23 protein-coding genes are annotated in these 23,756 nt (G+C 60.5%); 3 read left to right on the top strand and 20 right to left on the bottom strand.

All coding sequences use genetic code 11. The features are described from left to right. The first annotated feature begins 8 nt into the window (after nt 1-8). Nucleotides 9-3,329 carry an efflux RND transporter permease subunit gene (locus tag AC1DTN_RS03860; protein ID WP_113321656.1) on the top strand — a complete coding sequence of 1,107 codons (3,321 nt, stop codon included), beginning with the start codon at nt 9-11 and terminating at the stop codon, nt 3,327-3,329. Nucleotides 3,330-3,386: 57 nt separating this feature from the next. On the opposite strand, the gene AC1DTN_RS03855 is transcribed toward AC1DTN_RS03860, so the two are convergent. Beyond that, complete coding sequence (locus AC1DTN_RS03855) at nt 3,387-4,448, bottom strand: LacI family DNA-binding transcriptional regulator (protein WP_113321655.1); 1,062 nt, start codon at nt 4,446-4,448, stop codon at nt 3,387-3,389. A 159-nt stretch (nt 4,449-4,607) separates the two neighbouring features. Between AC1DTN_RS03855 and AC1DTN_RS03850 the strand changes: the two genes are divergently transcribed. Then, the gene (locus AC1DTN_RS03850) at nt 4,608-4,805 is read left to right on the top strand and encodes a hypothetical protein (protein WP_113321654.1); all 198 of its coding nucleotides are present in this window, start codon (nt 4,608-4,610) and stop codon (nt 4,803-4,805) included. Between the two features lie 111 nt (nt 4,806-4,916). After that, nucleotides 4,917-5,603 (top strand): Crp/Fnr family transcriptional regulator, encoded by a 687-nt coding sequence (locus AC1DTN_RS03845; RefSeq protein ID WP_113321653.1) that lies wholly within the window; start codon nt 4,917-4,919, stop codon nt 5,601-5,603. 2 nt (nt 5,604-5,605) lie between these two features. On the opposite strand, the gene AC1DTN_RS03840 is transcribed toward AC1DTN_RS03845, so the two are convergent. The 19 genes from AC1DTN_RS03840 to AC1DTN_RS03750 form a co-directional block, all read right to left on the bottom strand. Further along, entirely contained in the window at nt 5,606-7,039 is a 1,434-nt protein-coding gene (locus tag AC1DTN_RS03840; RefSeq protein ID WP_113321652.1) for a DUF6880 family protein, read from the bottom strand. 75 nt (nt 7,040-7,114) lie between these two features. Next, nucleotides 7,115-7,726 carry an urease accessory protein UreG gene (ureG, locus tag AC1DTN_RS03835; protein WP_113299755.1) on the bottom strand — a complete coding sequence of 204 codons (612 nt, stop codon included), beginning with the start codon at nt 7,724-7,726 and terminating at the stop codon, nt 7,115-7,117. 87 nt (nt 7,727-7,813) lie between these two features. Beyond that, a complete protein-coding gene (locus tag AC1DTN_RS03830) occupies nt 7,814-8,485 on the bottom strand; it encodes an urease accessory protein UreF (protein WP_442206884.1) in 672 nt (223 codons plus the stop codon). A 6-nt stretch (nt 8,486-8,491) separates the two neighbouring features. Further along, nucleotides 8,492-9,031, bottom strand: coding sequence for an urease accessory protein UreE (gene ureE / locus AC1DTN_RS03825; RefSeq protein WP_113321650.1), 540 nt, complete (start codon nt 9,029-9,031; stop codon nt 8,492-8,494). Between the two features lie 85 nt (nt 9,032-9,116). Continuing rightward, the gene (locus AC1DTN_RS03820) at nt 9,117-9,980 is read right to left on the bottom strand and encodes a GGDEF domain-containing protein (RefSeq protein ID WP_442206885.1); all 864 of its coding nucleotides are present in this window, start codon (nt 9,978-9,980) and stop codon (nt 9,117-9,119) included. Nucleotides 9,981-10,386: 406 nt separating this feature from the next. Beyond that, a complete protein-coding gene (locus AC1DTN_RS03815) occupies nt 10,387-11,061 on the bottom strand; it encodes a TIGR02117 family protein (RefSeq protein ID WP_442206936.1) in 675 nt (224 codons plus the stop codon). Between the two features lie 21 nt (nt 11,062-11,082). Continuing rightward, nucleotides 11,083-12,795 carry an urease subunit alpha gene (ureC, locus tag AC1DTN_RS03810; protein WP_442206886.1) on the bottom strand — a complete coding sequence of 571 codons (1,713 nt, stop codon included), beginning with the start codon at nt 12,793-12,795 and terminating at the stop codon, nt 11,083-11,085. A gap of 3 nt (nt 12,796-12,798) precedes the next feature. Continuing rightward, nucleotides 12,799-13,422: a Urease operon accessory protein gene (locus AC1DTN_RS03805; RefSeq protein ID WP_442206937.1), complete on the bottom strand. Its 624-nt coding sequence runs from the start codon at nt 13,420-13,422 to the stop codon at nt 12,799-12,801. Between the two features lie 16 nt (nt 13,423-13,438). Next, the gene (locus tag AC1DTN_RS03800) at nt 13,439-13,849 is read right to left on the bottom strand and encodes a lysozyme inhibitor LprI family protein (RefSeq protein WP_442206887.1); all 411 of its coding nucleotides are present in this window, start codon (nt 13,847-13,849) and stop codon (nt 13,439-13,441) included. Nucleotides 13,850-13,876: 27 nt separating this feature from the next. Beyond that, nucleotides 13,877-14,182: an urease subunit beta gene (locus tag AC1DTN_RS03795; RefSeq protein WP_113321646.1), complete on the bottom strand. Its 306-nt coding sequence runs from the start codon at nt 14,180-14,182 to the stop codon at nt 13,877-13,879. Nucleotides 14,183-14,192: 10 nt separating this feature from the next. Continuing rightward, nucleotides 14,193-14,444 carry a DUF1272 domain-containing protein gene (locus tag AC1DTN_RS03790; protein WP_113321645.1) on the bottom strand — a complete coding sequence of 84 codons (252 nt, stop codon included), beginning with the start codon at nt 14,442-14,444 and terminating at the stop codon, nt 14,193-14,195. Between the two features lie 10 nt (nt 14,445-14,454). Further along, nucleotides 14,455-14,757: an urease subunit gamma gene (locus AC1DTN_RS03785; RefSeq protein WP_007816043.1), complete on the bottom strand. Its 303-nt coding sequence runs from the start codon at nt 14,755-14,757 to the stop codon at nt 14,455-14,457. A gap of 20 nt (nt 14,758-14,777) precedes the next feature. Next, a complete protein-coding gene (locus AC1DTN_RS03780) occupies nt 14,778-15,602 on the bottom strand; it encodes an urease accessory protein UreD (RefSeq protein WP_439016220.1) in 825 nt (274 codons plus the stop codon). A gap of 178 nt (nt 15,603-15,780) precedes the next feature. Continuing rightward, a complete protein-coding gene (gene urtE, locus AC1DTN_RS03775) occupies nt 15,781-16,476 on the bottom strand; it encodes an urea ABC transporter ATP-binding subunit UrtE (RefSeq protein ID WP_442206888.1) in 696 nt (231 codons plus the stop codon). Between the two features lies 1 nt (nt 16,477). Then, a complete protein-coding gene (gene urtD, locus AC1DTN_RS03770) occupies nt 16,478-17,233 on the bottom strand; it encodes an urea ABC transporter ATP-binding protein UrtD (protein ID WP_442206889.1) in 756 nt (251 codons plus the stop codon). 3 nt (nt 17,234-17,236) lie between these two features. Then, on the bottom strand, nt 17,237-18,400 hold the full coding sequence (urtC, locus tag AC1DTN_RS03765; RefSeq protein WP_442206890.1) for an urea ABC transporter permease subunit UrtC: 1,164 nt from the start codon (nt 18,398-18,400) through the stop codon (nt 17,237-17,239). Further along, the gene (gene urtB / locus AC1DTN_RS03760) at nt 18,397-20,016 is read right to left on the bottom strand and encodes an urea ABC transporter permease subunit UrtB (protein WP_442206891.1); all 1,620 of its coding nucleotides are present in this window, start codon (nt 20,014-20,016) and stop codon (nt 18,397-18,399) included. The genes urtC and urtB overlap by 4 nt, the downstream gene beginning before the upstream one ends. A gap of 194 nt (nt 20,017-20,210) precedes the next feature. After that, nucleotides 20,211-21,503, bottom strand: a complete 1,293-nt coding sequence (gene urtA, locus AC1DTN_RS03755; protein ID WP_113321639.1) for an urea ABC transporter substrate-binding protein — start codon at nt 21,501-21,503, stop codon at nt 20,211-20,213. 184 nt (nt 21,504-21,687) lie between these two features. After that, on the bottom strand, nt 21,688-23,592 hold the full coding sequence (locus tag AC1DTN_RS03750) for an acid phosphatase (protein ID WP_442206892.1): 1,905 nt from the start codon (nt 23,590-23,592) through the stop codon (nt 21,688-21,690). Nucleotides 23,593-23,756 lie beyond the last annotated feature (164 nt).

Raw genomic sequence — 23,756 nt, 5'->3', positions numbered from 1 at the left:
ACCATCCGATGAATTTTTCAGCCTGGTCCATTCGAAATCCGATCGCGCCGCTCCTGGCCTTCTGCCTGCTGGTGTTCATCGGCATGCAGTCCTTCAACTCGCTGCCGATCACCCGCTTTCCCAACATCGACGTGCCGCTGGTTTCGATCAGCGTGACGCAGAGTGGCGCCTCGCCTGCCGAACTCGAAATGCAGGTGACGAAGGAGATCGAAGACGCGGTCGCCTCGATCACCGGCATCGACGAGATCCAGTCGACGGTGACCGACGGCAGCTCGCAGACCAACGTCATGTTCCGTATGGAAGTGCCGACCGAACAGGCCGTGCAGGACACCAAGGACGCGATCGACCGTATCCGCAGCGATCTGCCGGCAAACATCGAAGAACCGATTGTCTCCAAGGTCGATGTTGAAGGCCAGGCGATCCAGACTTTCGCCGTATCCTCGCCAGACCTGTCGCTGGAGGAACTCTCCTGGTTCGTTGACGACACGATCAAGCGTTCACTGCAGGGCCAGTCCGGCATCGGCCGCGTCGACCGCTACGGTGGCGCAGAGCGCGAAGTGCGCATCGAACTCACCCCCGGCAAGCTCGATGCATATGGCATCACTGCCGCGAGCGTGAATCAGCAGCTGCGCGGCACCAATGTCGATCTCGGCTCCGGCCGCGGCCAGGTGGCCGGCAGCGAGCAGGCGATCCGCGTTCTCGGCGATGCCCGCAACGTCGCCGAGCTTGCCGACACGACGATTGCTCTGCCGAACGGTCGCTTCGTCAAGCTGTCCGATCTCGGCGTCATCAAGGACACCTACGAGGAGCCGAAATCCTTCTCGCGCTTCAATGATACGCCTGTCGTTACCTTCGGCGTCTTCCGCTCGAAGGGCGCCAGCGAAGTCAGCGTCGCCGAAACCGTGGCGCAGAGCCTCGACAAGGTGCGGGGCGAAAACCCGAACGTAAAGATCGAGCTGATCGACGATTCGGTCTATTTCACCTACGGCAACTACGAAGCCGCCATCCATACGCTGCTCGAAGGTGCTCTCCTCGCCATCATCGTCGTCCTTCTGTTTCTCAGGAACTGGCGTGCGACCCTGATCTCTGCAATCGCGCTACCGCTCTCCGCCATCCCGACCTTCTGGGTCATGGACATGATGGGCTTCTCGCTGAACCTTGTCAGCTTCCTGGCCTTGACGCTTGCGACGGGTATTCTCGTCGACGATGCGATCGTAGAAATCGAAAACATCGCCCGCCATATCAAGATGGGCAAGACGCCCTATCGGGCGGCGATCGAGGCGGCTGATGAAATCGGCCTTGCCGTCATCGCCACCACCTTCACCATCATCGCGGTCTTCGTGCCGGTTTCCTTCATGCCGGGCATTCCGGGCCAGTACTTCATCCAGTTCGGCCTGACCGTCGCCTTCTCTGTTTTCTTCTCACTGATGGTGGCGCGCCTCATCACCCCGATGATGGCCGCCTATTTGATGCGTGCCGAAGACGGCATGGAAGACCATCACGACAATGACGGCCTGCTGATGAAGGGCTATACGCGCCTGGTGCGGGGCACGACCGGGCACTGGTACACGCGTTACGCGACGCTGCTTGCGGCGATCGGTTTCCTGATCGGTTCTGTCTTCCTGCTGATGCAGGTTCCCGGCAGCTTCCTGCCGCCGGAAGACGCCTCGCGCATCGTTCTCTCCGTCGAACTGCCGCCCAATGCCCGGCTCGACGACACCGAGAAGACGACCGATGCGATCTATGACAGGGTCAAGGACATCAACGGCGTCGAAAGCGTCTTCGTTCTCGGCGGCGCATCGCCGAAGGGCGATCTCGAACTGCGCCGTGCGACGATCACGCTTGCGCTCCACAAGCTCGACCAGTCGCTGGTCAAGAAGGTGGTCAACGATGTGCTCGGCCATATTCCCGTCATCGGCCCGATGCTGCCGAAGGTGGAAGTCCACGGCCGCGAACGTCCGCAATGGGATATCGAAAAGGAAGTCTTCGCCAAGCTGCGCGACATTCCCGACGTCCATATCCTCAAGCTCAACGACCGCGGCGAACGCGACCTGTCCTTCAACTTCCTCTCCAAGAACGAGAAGGACCTGAATGATGCGGTCGGCATTCTGGAATCCAAGCTGCGTGCCGATCCGCTGCTGGCGAATGTCAGCGCCGACGGCGCGCTGCCCCGTCCGGAATTGCAGGTCTACCCGCGCAAGGACGAAGCCGCCCGCCTCGGCATCACGCCGCAGCAGATCTCCGAGACGATCCGTGTCGCCACCATCGGCGATGTGGACGCAGCCCTTGCCAAGATCTCGCTCGACGATCGCCAGATCCCGATCCGGGTTCAGGCCGCACTCGACATGCGCCGTGATCTCGCGGCCATCCGGGCATTGAAGATCCAGACCGCCCGCGGCGGCACCGTTCCGCTCGCAAGCGTCGCCAATATCGACTATTCGGAAGGCGTCAGCTCGATCAAGCGCAACAACCGCTACCGCGTCGTCTCGATCGGCTCCGACCTGCCACAGGGCGTGGCGCTCGACACGGCTTCGGCCCGCTTCCGCCAGATCGTCAACGAGGCCAAGATCCCGGCCACGGTGCATCTTGCCGAAAGCGGCGATACCAAGGTGCAGACGGAGATGCAGCAGAGCTTCGTTAACGCCATGCTGATGGGCCTCCTCTTGGTGCTGACGGTGCTGATCCTGCTCTTCAAGGACGTAATCCAGCCCTTCACCATCCTGTTCTCGCTGCCGCTCGCCATCGGTGGCGTGGCGGCGGGCCTGATCGTCACCAGCAATCCGCTGTCGATGCCCGTCATGATCGGCATTCTGATGCTGATGGGTATCGTCACGAAGAACGCCATCCTGCTCGTCGATTTCGCGATCGAGATGCGCCACCAGGGCATGGCTCGTGTCGAGGCCATGGTCGAAGCCGGCCGCAAGCGCGCCCGGCCGATCATCATGACCTCGATCGCCATGTCGGCCGGCATGCTGCCTTCCGCGCTCGGCGTCGGCGAAGGCGGCTCGTTCCGCGCGCCGATGGCGATCGCGGTGATCGGCGGCATTATCGTCTCGACGGTGCTCTCGCTCGTCGTCGTGCCCTCCTTCTTCCTGATCATGGACGATCTTTCCCGCCTGCTCGGCTGGATCTTCGGCCGCTTGGTCGGCAAGAAGGACAAGGAGGATCTGCCGATGTCGAGCGAAGATCTCACCCGCGTCGCCCGCGAGAACCGCAGCGACATCGACTCGCTGGAGGAACGCCTGACCGCGATCGAAAGACCGGAAAGCAAACGCAAGGTTGGCAACGACACCAACGTGCTGCGCCTGCCGCCCTTCGCGGCTGAATAAGCCTAACGCCATGAAGGAAAAGGCCGGGCATCGACCCGGCCTTTTTATTTATCGAGCTTACCGCAGCCTTGGCGCCGCCGTACTGTCTCTTACGACAAGTTCGAGATCGAGCGCCTCATGATCTTCCGGCAGCGCATTTTCGAGGATCGCCGTCACCGAGCGCCGTGCGATTTCGGCAAAGGGCTGCGCGACAGTGGTCAGGCGCGGCAGCGAGGTTGCGGCTTCCGGCACACCGTCGAAGCCGATAATGGATACGTCCTCCGGCACTTTTAGCCCGCGCTCGGCGAGCCACTGCATGGCAAACAGCGCAACCTTGTCCGACATCGCCAGAATGGCCGTCGGTGGATTGGCAGAGGAGAACAGGGCTTCCATGGCCGTGATGGTGCTCGGTCTGTCATGCAACGTTCCCTGGATCGGAACGGCGTCGCGCGGAATGCCGTATTCCGCTAACGCCTGCCAGTAGCCATGCATGCGGTCACGCGGGGTCGCTTCCATTTCAGGATCGACACGCGCGGGCGCCACCAGCCCGACAAGGCCATCGACATCGCCGATCGATAGGATCGCGATATTCCGGTGCCCGAGCTCCAGCAGATGCCGCGCAGCCGCAGCTCCGCCCGCGACATTGTCGATGCCGATCGCCGGGATCGTCTCATCCTCGATACCGAGCGCCAGCGCGATGAACGGCAGCTGGCGCTGACGGGTGAGTTCCACGAGCCTCTCTCCGCCTTCCACGCACAGCAGGATGAAGCCGTCGACGAGCGCGCTGTTGATGTTCCAGGCAAGCCGCTCCTCGTTCATCGCCGATACGACGGCAATGCCTGTGCCGCTGGCATCGCAAACTTCACCGATCGCGGTCATCAGCGAACGCGCCCAGGGATCGTCGAAGAAATAGGTAAGCGGTTCGACGGCGGCGACGCCGATCGCGTTCACCCGCCCTGCCCTGAGCAGCCTGCCCTTGACATCAGGCCCACCATAACCGAGCTCGCGTGCGACATTGAGCACCCGCTCGCGAACCTCCTCCCGAACCACGTCTGGACGGCTGAATACGTTCGATGCCGTGCCCTGCGATACGCCTGCCGCCTTGGCGACATCAGCCAGTCTCACATGCCCTTTGCCCAAAGCTACTCCTTGCAGGTCCGAATTTGGTTCACTCTAGCAAAAAATTGTATCGGTTCAAAATAAACTTGACATCCGACTAAGATGAGAGGAAGATTGAATCGGTTCAATAAATCCATCGAGATTTTGAATCGATTCAATATTATTATGGAGAACGGAGTGATGATCCCGATCAGTTCGCTATTCAAGGATCTTTATGAAGACCGCTGGGGTAACCCGCGCAACAGCCAGCCTGCCGAGGAGGCCGAACGCGGCAAGCGCCTGTTTGTCCTGCTGCCTTTCACGCGTCGGTTCATCAGCAATCGCAAACGCCCGGACGCCTGGTCCTTCACCATCCCGGTCGATCGCCGGCTTCGATAGGCATCTCAACAGCGGCGTTTGACCAAAATCAATTCCCGCGCGCTTCCCTTCCCTTATTCTCGCATCATCAAGGGAACATTGGCAGCATCGACCGCTGCCGGAGGCCGGAACATGAACAGGATGCTGATGCTGAGCAGCCGCGAGCGGGCGCTGCTTTCCAGAGCCGGAATATTTGCAGAGCTGGACAGCGCAGAAACCGAGGCACTACGCGCCTGCTCCACCATAGTCGCTTCCGGTCCGCACGATATTCTCTTTCAGGAAGGCGAACCTGCCGCTCATTTCTACAGCGTGCTAGAGGGCTACGTCCGGCTCTTTCGTCTGAATGGTGAAGGCCGAGAAGCTGACATCCGCATCTGCGAACCCGGCGACAGTTTCGCCGAATGCCTGATCCAGGCGGGTGGCACCTATCGCTACGGCGCCCAGTCGATGGACAATACGGTTCTTGCCCGCTTCCATATCGGCAAGGTGCGCGCCCTGCTGGCTGAACACCCGCGGATCGGCACCGCGATCATGCGCAGCCTGTCGCTGCATCTGCTGTCGACGATGGAATGCCTCGCCAACGACCGCATGCAGACGGCGCCGCAGCGCGTGGCGCACTACCTGCTCTCGCATTGCGTCGAGGAAGGCCCGACAACGGCATCGCTGCGACTGCCCTTCCCGAAGAACCTGCTTGCCCGCAAGCTCGGCCTGGCGCCGGAGGCGCTGTCCCGCGCCTTCTCGACGCTCAAATCCGCAGGCGTGACCGTGCGCGGACGTTTCATCGCCATCAACGACATCAATTCACTGAGAAGGATATGAAGCTAGGTCAGACCCCAGAAGCCATGTCTCTTGCCATGTTGTCGCTTCAACTGCGCGACATAGGCATCGTGGGAGCCAGCGCTGCTGAAATCGACGATATGGGGGGCGAGAGACGCGCATTCCGCCAGATGCCGTGCCGCATGCTTGTAGCGACTGGATCGCCCGCTATCGAGCGTAAAATCGATCATTGAACGCAAGACGATCGTGGCCGCGATCGGATGTTTGTCGGCCAGTGCTTCAGCAGCCGGCGTCATCAATTCATAGAGGTCACCGTCGAGCTCCGCCTTCCGCCTGACGATAAGTTTTGCGGCCTCGGCAAGTGCCGGCCAGCCCAGGAAAAAAACGAGCGACGTGTGGACGTCAGGGAAAGCCTGGGCATAGGCGAACGCCTTTTCCTCGGCCTCGATGTCATCGAAATCTGGCAATCGCTTCAGGAACGCGCGTAGGTGCACGTCGTTCAGCGATTGCTCGAACCACGTCCATCGATCGGCCTGAGCCTCGTCAGCGCGCCCCAAAGCTTCGAGCGTCGCGATACGGGCCAATTGCCACTCGACGGGATTTTCAGCCCGGCCTCCGATATCTGCTCGGTCCAGCGTCTCGAGTGCCTCGTCAGCACGTCCTGCCAAAAGCAGACGGTCGGCAATGTCTGCAGCCACCTGAGGGAACCTGCGGGTCTTTTCAGGCTGCTGGGCGATATACGCATCGACATCGCCCTGAGCGTCGGCGATCTCTTGCAGAGCGATATGCACGGTTAGTTCGCGGCGCTGCCTGTAGACTTCGTCCTCATAGATCGGGCCATGGGAACCCAAGCCGATGAGCCGACGGTCAGCGGCTGCGGGCTTTGCGAGAGGCTCGTTCGACCACTCCACGAACAAGGCTTTCAGATGTTCGAGACCATCGTTGCCGAGCGCCGCGACCATTGCCGTGATCAATTCGTCGTACTGGCCATAAGCATTCCCTTGGGCGGCTGCGAAGATCTTGTCGGCAAGGGTCTTGGTATCGATACCTGCCATCTTGGCGATAACACCGGCATCCGTGCGAGCTTGGTGAAAACTCTCCATGAGCGAACCGCTGCCATCGTCGGATCGCTCGAAGATCGAATCGCCAAGCGCCAGAAATTGCCAGATCAGTTCGAAGCCTTCTTTCGGATCGTCTGCGGCAACGATATCGACGATCGCCTTGCGTTGCGTTTCAAGATCGGCCTTGAGCTTCCTTACCTTGTGCCAGTCTATGTAGGTGCGAGCGCGAGCGATACTGACGAGCCGTTTGCGTATTTGACGCGCCATCTCGGCGCTGCTCTCGTTGCCGGCGAGCTCCATGCGAAGCCGTTGCTTGTGAGCGGCGCTGCCGGTGCTGATTTCGATCAGCAGCTCGGCAAGCCGTTGCGTGCCGAGCGCTTCCAGGTTCTTCGCATTGAGAGTCGTCTTCGCCGCCATTGCTCTTCGCTAGCTGATTTGCGTCAACGTTACCGTGCAGAGCATTCCGGTCCAAGATCGGGACGACGAAATAATCTAGAGACCACCCTGCACCCGCAGGAAGTCGACGATCGAACTGATGCCGTCGCCACGCTTCATGTCGGAGAAGACGAAGGGGCGCGTTGCGCGCATGCGTGTCGCATCCCGGTCCATCACATCAAGGTCAGCCCCGACATAAGGCGCCAGATCCTTCTTGTTGATGACGAGAAGATCTGACCTTGTAATGCCCGGCCCACCTTTGCGCGGAATTTCCTCACCCTGGCAGACGGAGATCACATAGATGGTTATGTCGGCGAGATCAGGCGAGAACGTCGCCGCCAGATTGTCACCACCGGATTCGATGAAAACAACGTCGAGATCGGGGATGCGCTCGTTGAGACCTGCGATAGCCTGCAGGTTGATCGTCGCATCCTCGCGGATGGCCGTATGCGGGCAGCCGCCGGTCTCAACGCCGACGATGCGCTCGGACGGCAGTGCCTGCATGCGCACCAGCGCCTCGGCATCCTCAGTCGTGTAGATGTCGTTGGTCACGACGGCGACGGAATAGTCGTCGCGCATCGCCTTGCAGAGCTTTTCGGTCAGCGCCGTCTTGCCCGAGCCGACCGGCCCGCCGATRCCGACGCGCAATGGTCCGTTTCTTGATTTCATGTCTCTTACTCCTATCGAAGTCAGATGATAACGAAGCGCTGCTTTCCCGCCACCGTCAAATGACGCAGGTATCAGGATAAGTCTCGTTCATGAGCGGAACAACCGCGTCTGCTGTGTCTCGTGACGAAGCCCGGCAATATCGGCCTGAACCGTCGCGGAACCGAGATCCTCGAGAGTGGAGCGGGCAGCACGTGCGGCAATATCCATCACGTGCTCCTCCAGCCCGGCGAGAACGGCAACGCCGTCCTTCTGTCCCGTGACACCGAGCCGGATACCGGAGGAGACCGCCTGGGAGAGATAGGCATGCAGGAAGGCAGCCAGCGCTTTCTCGATTGCTATCCCGTGCGCGCCCGTCACCGCACCGACGGCCACCGGATAGGCCGTCTTCTTCGGCAATCGGCTGAACACCCCATCCGGCCATGCCTGCGCACCCGTCAGGAAGGCTTCGCCAAGCAACATCGTCTCCTGATGCCGCTCGCGCGAGCCGGCAAGCGCTGCTGCCAGTTCTGCAAGCTCCGCAAGGCAGTCGCCATCGTTATGACCACGATGGCTTGCGGCAAAGAGCACAGCATCGTTCCAGACCGAGCCGTTGCTGGTCAGCGTCTGAAGCCAGCGCCGCAGCATGCCCGCATCGCCGACAAGTCCATCCGCCACCGCCCGCTCCAGCCCGCCGGAATAGGCGAAGGAGCCGACGGGAAAAGCCGGCGAGAGCCATGCCGTCAGGCGCAGCAAAGCCTGCAGCTCACGATCCTCAGCCATCAGGCTTCAATCATGCTTATGATGGCTGTGGTCGTGGTTGTGGCCATGCTCATGATCATGGTCGTGATGCTCATGATCGTGGTCATGATGGTCATGCCCGTGCGAATGCCCGCCCTGAGAATGATAGGCGCCGCGAGCTGGCTGGAAGGGTTCGTTGATATCAAGCACCATCGCGCCCAGCCCCTGCAACATGGTGCGGATGACGTGATCGCGCAGGATCACGATGCGATCCTCCTCGATCTGCGCCGAGAGATGACGGTTGCCGAGATGCCAGGCAAGTTCGATCAGATGCGCGCGGTCACGGCCGCGCACTTCAAACAGTTTCTCGTCGGCGGCAAGGATTTCGATCAGCTCGCCATCCTCGCGCACCAGCATGTCACCATTGGCGAAAAGCACCGGATCCTTGAGATCGAGCATCACCATCTCGCCGTTCTCCAGATGCAGGAGCTTGCGGCGCAGGTGCCGCAGATCGTGCGGCAGCTTGACCTGTGCGGTCGGATGGGAGGAAGGGGTGCCGGCGGGAAGGTAAGATGTGACGCGCTGCATGACATATCCGTTAAACTGGGACCTAGACCATGCAAAATAGCCCTTCGCGATGCAAGCACCAATGCACGTTTCGTAACGCGCTAGCCTAGATTCCATATGCCTGCAGCAGGCTCCCCTCGTCAGGTCCGACACCCTGCACGCCAAGGCCGTTTTCGACGAGGCCATGCCAGGCGTGGTTCAGCCCTTCCCGCTCGTGGACGACACGATTACGGCCGAGCGCCTTGGCGAGATAGAGCGCCTTGTCGGCGGAGGCATAGACCGCCTCCTTGTCGCGTCCCTCGTGGAGATCGGCAATACCGCCTGATATCGTGATGGTGACGTCATGCCCATCCGCCGGAATCGGCCGCGCGGCAATCTGTGCCCTCACCCCTTCAATGCGCGCCACCCGCTCCTCCCGCGTCCCGCCTTGAACGACAACACCGAACTCCTCGCCGCCGAGCCGCGCCACGACCGACGCGCCATCGAAAGCCGCAGAAAGCATGGCTGAGACGGCAGTAATGACGGCATCACCACAGCCATGGCCGAAACGGTCGTTGATCGCCTTGAAACGGTCGACGTCGAAAATGGCGAGACAGGCATCCCCCTCTACTCTCTCCAGGGCATCGGTGAAAGCACGCCGGTTCAGAAGCCCCGACAGCGTGTCGGTCCGGCTGAGCTTTTCGAATTTGGCACGGGAGACGGTCAGGTCATGAATGGCGAAACCCGCCACCAGCGACAGCACGCCGGACACCATTCCACCGATCAGCCAGGAGAGGATGATGGCAAAGATCATGGCATGCCCGAGGGTAATCGGCAGCACTCCCATGAAGTTGAGCGGAGGCAGCGTGACCACGATGATGAAGCCGGACAGGATAACCGCCAGAAAACTCATCTTCAGCGCAAAAGTATAAACGGTTTTGCGATGCTCGAAACTGCCTAGATCAGCCTGAAGCGATATCCAGTTTTCCATGAGAATCGACCTTCCTGCCAGCGTTTCAAGGCCATTGATAGGGTTGCAATTGCTGCGGAGGTCTTAATCCAATCGCTAAAATTCGAGTGATTTCAGGGGATTCAGCCGATCTGTTTTTTCTAGCAGAGAGTGCAACTTTTCGGGACAGGCATGTCCACTATGGGAAACACATCTAAAAACTTGATTTCAAACGGATTTTAGAGGGGACAATCGGCGCCTGTTCCAGAATGATCTATGGATTAAAAATCACAGTCTATCCACCGATTTTCACAACCAGCCGGGGAATGATGCTCAGATTTCACTTTAAGGGCAACAATGGGGAACAGTGTCTCTAAAACACAAGGGTTAAAACGGAAAATAACGCCGCGCCGTCAGCAGCGCCAAGCTGCAGAAGATCCTCTATACTTCAATTATAGAGACTAAGCGAAAGCACCAGCGTCTGCGGCAACGGGTTCCACAAACCCGTTCGCAAGCCGCCTGTCCGTAGCGCAGCGGCAGTCCATGTATTGCAGCCAAACAGCGCATTGAAATAGCCCTTCGCCTCGAAGAACCTGTCGTAGTCGCCATATCCCCTGTCGCTGACCGGCACTACCGCTCCATTTTCCCGGATGAAACTGTCATTGATGAAGCCGAGCAATTGCTCGAAGCGCCCACCATCGACATTGAGAACCGTCACGGCCGGATGGGTTTCGGAGATGCCTCCGGCAACATCGACATGCATCACCGATCCGTCGATCGTCAGCGCCCGAAGTACGGGCATCGGCTTCAGATCGGCCCAGGTCGGTGTCTCCAGATAGAATGAGCGACCGCCCCATCCGAAGATCAGCCATTGTGCGGCAGGATCGCTCACCGGAATGCCGGCATCCTCAAGGAATGAAAACGACGTCCGAAACCGATCGTCGAGCGGGATCGCAATATCCGTATGGATCGGGCCGGAAAGCAGCAGAATGCGTTGCGAGGACGTCATATCGGGAGAAGCCTCGGCTGCCCCAAGCATAGGCCTTGGAATGAAGGTGCCACCGGCCACCAGCAACAAAAACAGCGCGATCGCCCCTATAAGCCATCGCGCTGTCAGCTTCAAACCGCGCATGAAAGATGGGGCTCAGAACAGGAAATAACGCTGCGCCATCGGCAGCACCGTCGCCGGCTCGCAGGTCAGCAATTCGCCATTCGCCCGCACCTCATAGGTCTCCGGATCGACCTCGATATCAGGTGTCAGGTCGTTGTGGATCATCGATGCCTTGGAGATGCCGCCACGGGTATTCTTCACTGCAACGAGATTCTTGGCGACGCCGAGGCGGCCCTTGAGACCGGCGTCGAGCGAAGCCTGAGAAACGAAGGTGACCGAGGAGTTCGTCAGGCTCTTGCCGAAGGAGGCAAACATCGGACGGTAATGCACCGGCTGTGGCGTCGGGATCGAGGCATTCGGATCGCCCATCGGTGCAGCGGCAATCGAGCCACCGAGCAACACCATGTCCGGCTTCACGCCGAAGAAGGCCGGGTTCCATAGAACGAGGTCGGCGCGCTTGCCAACTTCGATGGAGCCGATCTCATGGGACAGGCCATGGGCGATCGCCGGATTGATCGTGTATTTGGCGACATAGCGGCGGACACGCAAATTGTCGTTGTCGCCCTTCTCGTCTTTCAGGCGGCCGCGCTGGCGCTTCATCTTGTCGGCCGTCTGCCAGGTACGGATCAGCACTTCGCCGACACGGCCCATGGCCTGGCTGTCCGACGAGATGATCGAGAAAGCGCCGATATCGTGCAGGATGTCTTCGGCCGCGATTGTCTCCTTGCGGATACGGCTTTCAGCAAAGGCGATATCTTCGGGGATCGACGACGACAGGTGATGGCAGACCATCAGCATGTCCAGGTGCTCGGCGATGGTGTTGACCGTATAGGGCCGCGTTGGATTGGTGGACGAAGGAATGACGTTCGGTTGGCCGCAGATCTTGATGATGTCGGGTGCGTGACCGCCGCCCGCTCCTTCCGTATGGAAGGCATGAATGGTGCGGCCCTTGATGGCGCCGATCGTATCCTCCACGAAGCCGCTCTCGTTCAGCGTATCCGTATGGATCATCACCTGTACGTCATATTCGTCGGCGACCGACAGGCAGCAGTCGATGGCGCCGGGCGTCGTGCCCCAGTCCTCGTGCAGCTTCAGCGAGGTGGCGCCGGCGAGCACCATTTCCTGCAATGGACCCGGAAGCGACGCATTGCCCTTGCCGGCAAAAGCGAGGTTCATCGGGAAAGCATCGGCTGCCTCGATCATGCGCGCAATATGCCAAGGGCCAGGCGTGCAGGTCGTCGCAAGTGTCCCGTGCGCCGGCCCCGTGCCGCCGCCGAGCATGCAGGTCAGGCCGCTCATCAGCGCTTCCTCGATCTGCTGCGGCGCGATGAAATGGATATGGCTGTCCATGCCGCCGGCCGTGATGATCTTGCCTTCGCCGGCAATCGCTTCCGTGCCCGGACCGACGATGATATTGACGGCCGGCTGCATATCCGGATTGCCGGCCTTGCCGATCGCCGCGATACGACCGTCCTTCAAGCCGATATCGGCCTTGTAGATACCGGCATGGTCGATGATGACGGCATTGGTGATGACGGTATCGACCGCGCCATCTGCCCGCGTCACCTGGCTCTGGCCCATGCCGTCACGGATGACTTTCCCACCGCCGAACTTCACCTCTTCGCCATAGGTGGTAAAATCCTTTTCGATCTCGATGAAAAGCTCCGTATCGGCAAGGCGGACCTTGTCGCCGGTGGTCGGACCGAACATGCCGGCGTAAGCCTTGCGGGAGATCTTGTAGGGCATCTATCAGGCTCCTTGGGAGGAAGAGACGAATGGTTTTCCGGCAAGCCGTCTGAGACGGCCGGCCGCAATATGGGAGTCGACGAGCTGCTTCTCGGCGGCGAAGGGATGCCATTCCCAGCCCACATGGCCGAAGCCTGCGAGCGTCACCTCGTCGTTGGGAAATCTGTCGAGCACTTCGCCGATGACGATCATGCCACTGCTCGGCACGATGTAAGGCGCCGGCGAGAAGGCAGACAGCGCCTGATCGACGGCTTCGTGAACCTGTTTGTCAACGATCCGATGCACCTTGCCAGCTTCAGCACAGAAAGCGCTGAATTGGTTGGTGTAATCGTCGCAGAAATCATCGAGCTCCGGATGCGAAGCCGCAAGAGGTGCGCGCATCGCCGCGAATTTTTCGGGATTGCGCACACTCCAGATTTCCGAGGCTTCGACAACACCGGGATGGATGCGCCAGCTTTCCGAGCCGAGCATGGCCTTGGCGGGTCGGCCGGTATTGCATACCGCAACCACATCCGTGCGCGTGCCACCGGCGCCATAGGAGCGGCACTCGTTGAAGCGGATGACGAAGTCGGCGGCATCGATGATCTCAGCCCCTCCTTCTCCCACTTCGCCGTTGCCCACGATCATGATCGTCCTGCCCACCTTACTGGCCCATTCCATTGGCGAGTTCTTTGAGCTCCTTGGTCCTGAGATCCGTCAGGTCAGCAAGGCAGCCCGCCACCAGCATCGGCTCCATCGTGCCGCCGCGTGCCTGAAAGCCGTAATTCTCACATTGAGCGTCGCGATAACTGATCCAGGCGCGCTGTGCCTTGAGAAGCGCCTGTTCGGCGCCCTTCATGTCACCATCGAGATCCTTGTCGATCGCCACCATGGCGGCGCGCGTCTGCTTGTACTGGGCATTGAGCGCCTTGTCGGCCTCTTCATAGCGCGCCTGCGCGCAGCTCGTCATATCGGATTGTGTCTGCGCATTGTCACAGTCCACGTCCTCGGCATGGGCAGCACCGGCGGCAAGCAGCATAAACGCTCCACCGATGAGCCCGATCTTCAAGCGCATGAATTTCCTCCCGTCATTTTCTTTTAATTAGAGCCGGCCCATGACGAGCTGGCGGAAGCCGTAGACTTCACGTTTGCCGGACAGAGGAATGAGCGTCACCGAGCGGGTCTGGCCCGGCTCAAAACGCACGGCCGTGCCGGCGGGAATATCGAGCCGCATGCCATGGGCCTTGTCGCGATCGAAGGACAGGCCGGCATTGGTCTCGGCAAAATGATAGTGGCTGCCGACCTGCACGGGACGGTCGCCGGTATTGGAAACCTCGAGCATCACAGTCGGTGCGCCGGCATTGAGCTCGATCTCGCCGCTCGCAGCAATGATTTCGCCAGGGATCATCTATCTCTCCTTAAGCCGCCTTGGGCGCGCAGCCCTCGGCCTTCAGAACACGTTTCGTGGAGGCCGGATTGTTCGCAAGTTTTGCCGCAGGCCGGATCGGCCTGATAACGAGATTGCCGCCGCAATTCGGGCACTCACCCTTGAGGACATTTTCAACGCAATCCGCACAGAACGTGCATTCGAATGTGCAGATCATCGCTTCCGCGCTCTCAGGCGGCAGATCCTTGTCGCAGCATTCGCAATTGGGTCGAAGCTCCAGCATGGCGTACTCCTCAGCGGATCGGTTCGTGCACGGTCACCAGCTTCGTGCCATCGGGGAATGTCGCCTCGACCTGCACGTCATGGATCATCTCTGCAATGCCTTCCATCACCTGGTCGCGGCTGATCACATGGGCGCCGGCCTCCATCAACTCGGCAACCGGGCGGCCATCACGCGCGCCCTCGACGACAAAATCGCTGATGAGGGCGATAGCTTCCGGATAGTTCAGCTTGACGCCGCGCTCCAGCCGCCGGCGGGCCACCATGGCGGCCATGGAAATCAACAGCTTGTCTTTTTCTCTCGGGGTGAGGTTCATCGTCTATCCGCTTGTTGAACTCATAGATTCCAGACTTTCGGCACAGGCGCTCCATTGCGCAAGGCGGAAATGACCGGGATCAGGATTTTTCTCAGCGCAAAGCCATCGGCTGCGGCAAGGCGCACGACGATCTTATCGCTCCAGGCGCTTGCCCCGCCCATATGCCCGTCCACGAGCGGCCGTACTTTGGTGAGATAGGCTTCCGACATCGGTCCGGCATAAAGCACCGTCGCAAAAGCCACCTGCCCGCCGAGCACCGCCTGCTCTGCCGCAAGCAGCGCCACGGCATCGGAAAGACGCAACTCCTCGGCATGGATCAGCCGGCCCGACCGGCGGATACGCCAGCGATCGCGAAACAGCCCCGTCTCCATCGTCTCGCCCATCGCCTTGCGCCCGAGCAGGATTGCCTCGACGGCGAGGAACTCCGCGCTGTCGTCTAGATCGACATCCAGACGGCGAAACAGCGAGGCGCGATCGAAGAGGATCGTCTCCTGCGGCAGCCAGTCGACGCGGGCGCCCGGCCCAACCTCGATCTGCGTCGTCACCTCTGCTGTGCCGGCCGATGCCTTGTAGATCTTCTCGCAGGCCTGCGTCGTCACATCGATGCGCGTACCCGCTCCAGCCGATACGCTCCAGATCATCCGGTCGCCGCCGGTCAGCCCGCCGGCCGTATTGATGAGAACAGCCTCCATCGAGGAATCGAACGTATCCGGCAGGCGGATCTTCGCTGCACCTTCCTGATAAAGCTCACGGATTCGCGTACGCCCATCCTGCACCTTGGCAGCAAGATGCCCGCGTCCTTCCGCTCTCTGCGGTCTCGTGATGCCCGCCGCCGCGCCTGTCATGCCACCCCCGTGCGCAGATGCCGTCCTGTCTGGCAACTTGCGTTGAATGTGTCTGTTGACTGCAACAAAGCAAGTCCCGTGCCGCTTTTCGAAAGCCCGTGCCCCCACGGGCTGTAAGGATGGCGCGGAAGGCATTTGCCGCAAAATGCGGCATCTGCCAGCGCGATCGCCAGAGAGGTCATACGGTCAGATGGCGACGCGCTTCCGGCGTATCCAGCGTCTCGGCAAGGCCTTCGTGAACGATCTCGCCACGATCCATGATGTAGACATAGTCGGCAAGCTCGCGGCAGAAATCGAGATATTGCTCGACAAGCAGGATCGCCATGCCAGTGGAATCGCGCAAGTATCGGATCGCCCGCCCGATATCCTTGATGATGGAGGGCTGGATGCCCTCGGTCGGCTCGTCGAGCACGAGAATCTTCGGCCGCGTGACCATGGCGCGACCGATCGCCAGCTGCTGCTGTTGCCCGCCCGAAAGATCGCCGCCGCGACGCGACAACATCGACTTCAGCACCGGGAAGAGACTGAAGATATCGTCTGGGATGTTGCGGTCGCGGCGGCCAAGCGGAGCAAAGCCGGTCTCGAGGTTTTCTTTGACCGTCAGCAGCGGGAAGATTTCACGCCCCTGCGGCACATAGCCGATGCCCTGCTTGGCGCGGGCAAAAGGCGGCAGGCCATTCAGCTTCGCATCGTTGAAGGTGATGGTTCCCGCCGATATCGGGTGCTGGCCGGTGACGGCGCGCAACAGCGAACTCTTGCCCACGCCATTGCGGCCGAGCACGCAGGTGATCTTGCCCATCTCGGCCTTCATGGAGATGCCGCGCAGGGCCTGTGCCGCGCCATAGTGAAGACTTGCATTTTCAACGGTCAGCATCTTAGCGCCCCAGATAGTTCTCGATCACCTTCGGATCGTTGCTGACGAAATCAATGGACCCTTCGGCCAATACAGAACCTTCCGCCAAGCAGGTTACCTTCACACCGAGATCGCGGATGAAACCCATGTCGTGCTCGACGACGACGACCGAACGCGTCTTGGCGATATCCTTGAGCAGGATCGCCGTCTCAGCCGTTTCGGCGTCGGTCATGCCCGCCACCGGTTCGTCGACGAGCAGGAGCCTCGGCTCCTGCGCCAACAGCATGCCGATCTCCAGCCACTGCTTCTGGCCATGCGAGAGATTGGCGGCGAATTCGTCGCGGCGATGCGTCAGCCGCACCGTTTCCAGGATTTCCTCAATACGCGCCTTGTCCTCACCGGAGAGGCGATAAAACAGCGTTGAAAACACCGTGCGCCGGCGGTTCAGCGCCAGCTCCAGATTGTCCCAGACCGTATGGCTTTCGAAGACCGTGGGCTTCTGAAATTTCCGGCCGATGCCAAGCTGAGCGATATCCGCCTCGTCCTTCTTGGTAAGGTCGATCGTGCCGTTGAAGAAGACCTCGCCCTCGTCGGGCCGGGTCTTGCCGGTAATGATATCCATCATCGTCGTCTTGCCGGCGCCATTCGGGCCGATGATTGCTCTGAGTTCACCGGGTTCGATGACGATGGAGAGCGAGTTCAGCGCCTTGAAGCCATCGAAGGAGACCGAGACACCGTTGAGATAGAGCACGCTGTTGGGTTTGACGTCGGGGATCATGGTCTACTCCGCAGCCTGGATTTTCGCGTCGACGCCTTCTTCGGCTGTCGCTGGCGGCACGCTGGTCGAGACCGGCTTCCGCTTGCCGAGATACTGGGCGATCGTGCCGACGATGCCCTTGGGCAGCAGCAGCGTGACGAGCACGAAGAGGCCGCCGAGCGCGAACAGCCAGTAATCGGGAAAGAGGCCGGTAAAGATCGTCTTGCCGCCATTGACGAGGATGGCGCCGATGATCGGTCCGATCAGCGTCGCGCGGCCGCCGACGGCCGTCCAGATGACGACTTCGATGGAATTGGCCGGTGCGAATTCACCGGGATTGATGATGCCGACCTGCGGCACATAAAGCGCCCCGGCAATACCCGCCATCATCGCCGAAACGACGAAGGTGAAGAGCTTGAAATGCTCGACGCGATAACCGAGGAAGCGCGTGCGACTTTCCGCATCGCGCACGCCAACCAGCACCTTGCCGAATTTCGAACGCACGATCGCCGACGCGATCATCAGCGAGAGCGCCAGGAAGATCGCGGTTGCAGCAAAGAGCGTCGCACGCGTACCATCGGCTTGCACATTGAAGCCAAGGATATCCTTGAAATCGGTCATGCCGTTATTGCCGCCGAAACCCATGTCGTTGCGGAAGAAGGCAAGCAGCAGCGCATAGGTCATGGCCTGGGTGATGATCGACAGGTACACGCCGTTGACGCGCGAGCGGAAGGCGAACCAGCCGAAGACGAAGGCAAGCAGGCCGGGCACCAGCAGCACCATCAGCGCGGCAAACCAGAACTGGTCAAAACCGTGCCAGAACCAGGGCAGCTCCTTCCAGTTCAGGAAGACCATGAAGTCGGGCAGAACAGGGTCACCATAGACGCCGCGCGAACCGATCTGGCGCATCAGATACATGCCCATCGCATAACCGCCGAGCGCAAAGAAGGCCCCATGGCCGAGCGAGAGAATGCCGCAGAAACCCCAGACGAGATCGAGCGCCAGCGCCAGCAGCGCATAGGTCAAATACTTGCCGAACAGCGCCATGATGTAGGTAGGCACATGCAGCGGATTGTCCGCCGATGTCGCCAGATTGAGCACCGGCACCAGAACCGCGATCACCAGCAGGATGGCGATGGCAATGGAGATCCGGCGATCGAGAGACCGGAGAAGGAAGGCCGTAATCATGCTTCCACCGCCCTTCCTTTGAGTGCGAAGAGCCCGCGTGGACGCTTCTGGATGAAGAGAATGATGAGGACGAGCACCAGGATCTTGCCGAGCACGGCGCCGGCGAAGGGCTCGAGGAACTTGTTGACGACGCCGAGCGACAGAGCACCGACCAGCGTGCCCCAGAGATTGCCGACGCCGCCGAAGACCACGACCATGAAACTGTCGATGATGTAGCTCTGGCCGAGGTTCGGCGAGACGTTATCGATCTGCGAGAGCGCCACACCCGCCATGCCGGCAATGCCGGAACCGAGCGCGAAGGTGAAGGCATCGACCCAGCCGGTGCGGATGCCCATGGACGAAGCCATGCGGCGGTTCTGGGTGACCGCGCGCATCTGCAAGCCGAAGGCGGAGCGCTTCAGCAGCATCAGCAGCGCCACGAAGACTGCCATCGAGAAGACGATGATCCAGAGACGGTTCCAGGTGATCGCCAAGCCGCCGAATTCGAAGGCACCGGACATCCAGCTCGGATTGCGCACCTCGCGATTGGTCGGGCCGAAGACCGTACGCACCGCTTGCTGCAGGATCAGCGAAACACCCCAGGTGGCGAGCAGCGTTTCCAGCGGCCGGCCGTAGAGATAGCGGATCACGACACGTTCGATGATAAGGCCGACGAAACCGGTGAAGACGAAAGCGGCGGGCACTGCAAAGGCCAGCGAATAGTCAGCCAAGCCGGGAAAGTTTGCAGTGATATATTCCTGCACGACATAGGTTGTGTAGGCGCCGATCATCACCATCTCGCCATGCGCCATGTTGATGACGCCCATGACGCCGAAGGTGATGGCAAGGCCGATGGCCGCAAGCAACAGCACCGAGCCGAGTGACAGCCCGTACCAGACATTCTGGACGATATTCCAGAGAGCCAGACTAAGGTTGATGGTGCTGATATGCGCCTGAATGGCAGGTTTGAGATCATCGGGCGCGGTTGCCAGCGCCGTGGTCAGAATAGTCAGCGCATCGCGGCCGCCGCGGGCGGCAACCGTATCGATGGCAGCCCTCTTCTCGTCGGCGCTCATATCGCTCTTCAACACCATCACGGCGCGAGCCGCTTCCATGGTGCTCTTGATCTCGGCGTCTTTTTCATCGGCCAGAGCGGAATTCAGCAGATCGAGATTGGCGGGATCGGCATCTTTCAGAAGGCCCTGGGCAGCAGCAAAGCGAGCGCCGCGATCAGGGCTCAGCAGCGTCAGCTGGCTCATCTGCGTGGCAATGAGCGTGCGCACCGAATTGTTGACCCTGACTTTCGACATCGTGTCGGGATCGATATCGGCGACCGCCTCGCCGGTGAGCGGATCGGAATAAGTCGGCTCGTCATCCGTGCCGCCCTGCAGGAGCACGGGACCACCCTCGTCGGAATTGACGTAAAGCAGGCCGTCGCTCAGCTGCTGCAATATCTGGCTGACATGCGCATCCTTGGAAGCGACGAGCGCCTTGATGGCCGCTTCACGCTCCGGAAAGCCGCCGACGCCAAGTGCATCGACAAGAGCGTGGACATCATCCTGGGCCTTGAGGCCGGTCGTCAGCCCCGTGAGCGTCAGGCAAATGGTCAAAAGAAAGATCTTGATGGCGCGATACATCGGCTTTCCCGCCTAAACTAGAGCATTTCGAAATGCTCTATCCCCCTGTTTTCGCAATTCCGGACGCAAACGCTGCGCAGTCTTTCTGGAATTGCTCCAGCGTCGGCCTCTTCGCCAACCCGCTGGGGACGGAGCTTCCGCCCGGATTTGAAATCCGGACGGAAGTTCTTCTGGCTCGTGTCGGATCGGCTAACTCAGGAACCCTTGCCGCCGCACTTGCCGGTGGCAACGTTGAAGTTGCCGCAGTTCATCGGCTTGCGCCAATCGGAGATCAGATCCTTGGAGTCCGGCAGGAAGTCGGACCATTCGTCGCCGACGACCTCAGGGGTCTGCTGTACGATTTCGAACTGGCCGTTCGCCTGGATTTCACCGATCAGCACCGGCTTGGTGATGTGGTGGTTCGGCATGACGGTCGCCGTGCCACCGGAGAGGTTAGGAACGGAGACACCGATAATGTGGTCGAGAACCGCGTCCGTATCGGTCGTGCCGGCAGCCTGAACAGCCTTAACCCAGGCGTTGAAGCCGATATAGGCAGCTTCCATCGGGTCGTTGGTCACGCGCTTGTCGTTCTTGGTGTAGGCATGCCATTCCTTGATGAACTTCTTGTTGATCGGCGTATCGACCGATTCGAAGTAGTTCCAGGCAGCCAGATGGCCGACGAGCGGCTTGGTGTCGAGACCGGCAAGCTCTTCTTCGCCGACCGAGAAGGCGACAACAGGAATGTCGGTTGCCTTGACGCCCTGGTTGCCGAGTTCCTTGTAGAAGGGAACGTTGGCGTCACCGTTGATTGTGGAGACGACGGCGGTCTTCTTGCCGGCCGAGCCGAATTCCTTGATCTTGGAGACTTCCGTCTGCCAGTCGGAGAAGCCGAACGGCGTGTAGTTGATCAGGATGTCTTCTTTCGGAATGCCCTTGGATTCGAGATAGGCTTCCAGGATCTTGTTGGTCGTGCGCGGATAGACGTAGTCGGTACCTTCGAGCACGAAGCGCTTAACGCCTTCGGTGTTCATCAGGTAGTCGACGGCCGGAATTGCCTGCTGGTTCGGAGCGGCACCCGTATAGAAGATGTTGCGCGAGGATTCTTCACCCTCGTACTGGACCGGGTAGAAAAGCAGCGAGTTCAGCTCTTCGAAAACCGGCAGGACCGACTTGCGCGAAGACGAGGTCCAGCAACCGAAGACGGCCGCAACCTTGTCCTTTTCGATCAGTTCGCGTGCCTTTTCGGCAAACAGCGGCCAGTCGGAAGCCGGGTCGACGACGACGGCTTCGAGCTTCTTGCCGAGGAGACCACCCTTCTTGTTCTGCTCATCGATGAGCATCAGCATGGCGTCTTTCAGCGTCGTTTCGGAAATCGCCATCGTGCCGGAAAGCGAATGCAGCACGCCGACCTTGATCGTGTCGTCGGCGGCAATTGCGCCCTGGAAGGCTGCCGTTGCCGCCATGACGGCGCCGAGCGCGACGCCCGTGATAGTGGACCTGAGATTCATCTCGTTGAACTCCCCTCTTCTTGTTCCGCAACAGGCCGGAAACGGAAATTAACTGTTGCCGAGGGGACTATCGGGTGCTGCAACGCAAAAACACATACGCAAAATGACGTAGGCGGCAGGGGCAAACGGGCAGGCAAAGACAAGCCAGGGCATCCCACGGAGGGGATGCCCTGTCAGTTCGATATTATCCGCCGATCGTCAAGGTGACGGATGTCGGGCCATAGGAAAGGGTCGCCTTGTGGCCGGAGATGGTGAACTTGTCGAAGATGCCGGTGATGGCTCCCGCCTTCAGGATCTCGATCTTCGTTCCGGGCGCCGGGGCATAGCCCGAGGCAAGTGTGACGTCGAGGTCGCCGGAGAGTGCCGCCTTGCCTGCGATGACCACCGTGCCCGCGCCGTCAGCACCGAGCGTCGGTTTCGCCGCGGCATTGGCGAGCTGCTGGTAATCACCACCTACAATCAGGGGCCTATCGGCCGCCAGGATGAGAGAACCGCCGTTCACGGACAGTCCGCCGGTGCCGAAGGCCAAGGGCGAGCCTGCCACCAGCACGCCTTCTTCCAGCACCGTGCCGCCGGCATAGCTGTTGGCGCCGGAAAGGCCGAGAATGCCGCTGCCGCGCTTCGCCAGTTTGCCCTTGCCGCCGATATCGTTGCGCCAGGTGTCGATCGCATTGAAGCCGCCCTTTGCGGCATCCATCGTCACGGTGACGTCCTGATCGAAGGCGCCATAACCGTCTGCCGCGGCAAACAGGTTGAGGCGGCCGTAGCCTTCAGCGTCATCGAGCAGCGGATAGCCCGAGGCGATCTCCGTCGTGCCAAGCACGTCGCGGCGCTGCTCGCCGTCGAGATAGGGCAGACGCGTTTCGAGAAGCGCTTCGGCACCCTGCGGTACGCGCGCCGGCTGGTCGGTCCCGTGGATGGCGGGCAGGCCATAGCTCAGACGCTGCAGCACGTAAGCGCGGTTGGCGTCATGATCGGCGAAACGGTCTGCGGCGAGCGGCGCTGCATGGGCCGCGACTTCGAGCGCGCCCGCATCCGCAACGCCCGACTTGGCAATGAGCCATGACTGCGCTTGGGCGTAAGCATCGCTCTTCAGCGCTGAATTGTCGGCCTTGTTCAGATTGTAGACGACCACGGCGGTGCCGAGCATGCGGCCGCCCATCACGTCGAGGGGGGAATGCATGCCGGCAAGGATACGGTCTTCGCCCAATTCGCTGGCGCGCGTGATCATTTCCTGAAAACGCTGCGGCACGAGATAGGCCATGGCGAGCGCATCGCGCCAGGCTTCCGCCGTATGCCCGCTCGGGAAGCCGCCGTCCTCGACCGGCTTGCCGTTCTTGGCGGGCTCGAGCGTCGGGACGACCGAGACGTCCTGGCTCCAACGATAGGGGCGGGCATATTTGAAATAGCGCTTCGCCGGCTCCGTCGAGCCATCACCGCTCGCGGCATTGATGAAATCGATGGCAAGGCCCATGTCCGGGTTGGCATCGGTCTTGTTTTCCGTGTCCGGCTTGCTGCCGGCGCCGCGATTATTGCCCTTGTCGTCGTATTTGACCGTCGTCGCATCGACCGCGACTTCGGTGATCGTGGTGGTCTGCTTGGAGCCTGCCTTCCATGCATCCGTCAGCGGGCCGAGGCCATCGACAATGCTGGCATTCTTGCCCCGCCGATCGTCGAGATAAGCAGCAACCGCCTGATCGGCCGTCCGTGCTCGCGTCGCCTTGACGACATAGGCAATGTTCGCATCGTGGACGAGCTTGTTGACGACTTGGCCGTCTGTCTTGCTTAGGGGAATGCCGTCCCAATCCGTCTTGGCAACCGCAGGGCAATTGTCCTTGGCCGGGGCCTCTACACCGGCATCCACGAACGGCGTGCGCGGCGTCCAGACTTCGAGGAAGCCGGAGAGAAGATGGACGGCAGCATTGGTGTCCAACGTCGAGAAGCAGGCGTCGCCACGCTTGTTGGTGTTTCCAGCCTCCACATAAGGCGCTTTCGCCGCCGTGGCCTGCTCGGCAGCGGCAAGCGATGGCACGATCGAAAGAAGGCAAACGAGCGCAGTGCTCAGGCGGCAGAGGCTTGGAACAGACATGGTGACACCGAAATGGTTGAACGGACGGCGGGAGAGTTAGAGCCCTTATGTGACAGACCGGTTTCAAAAATATTGCCGTTCTGTGAATCTGCCGGCGTTCCGCCTCTTGCCTTTCCCGCCCATCCCGCCAAAAGTGGCTCAGAGACGATAAGCTGACCGGAACG

Source organism: Rhizobium sp. 01T444, assembly GCF_056398305.1.
The sequence above is the reverse complement of the archived record's forward strand: the minus strand, read 5'-3'. Positions and strand labels throughout refer to the sequence as shown.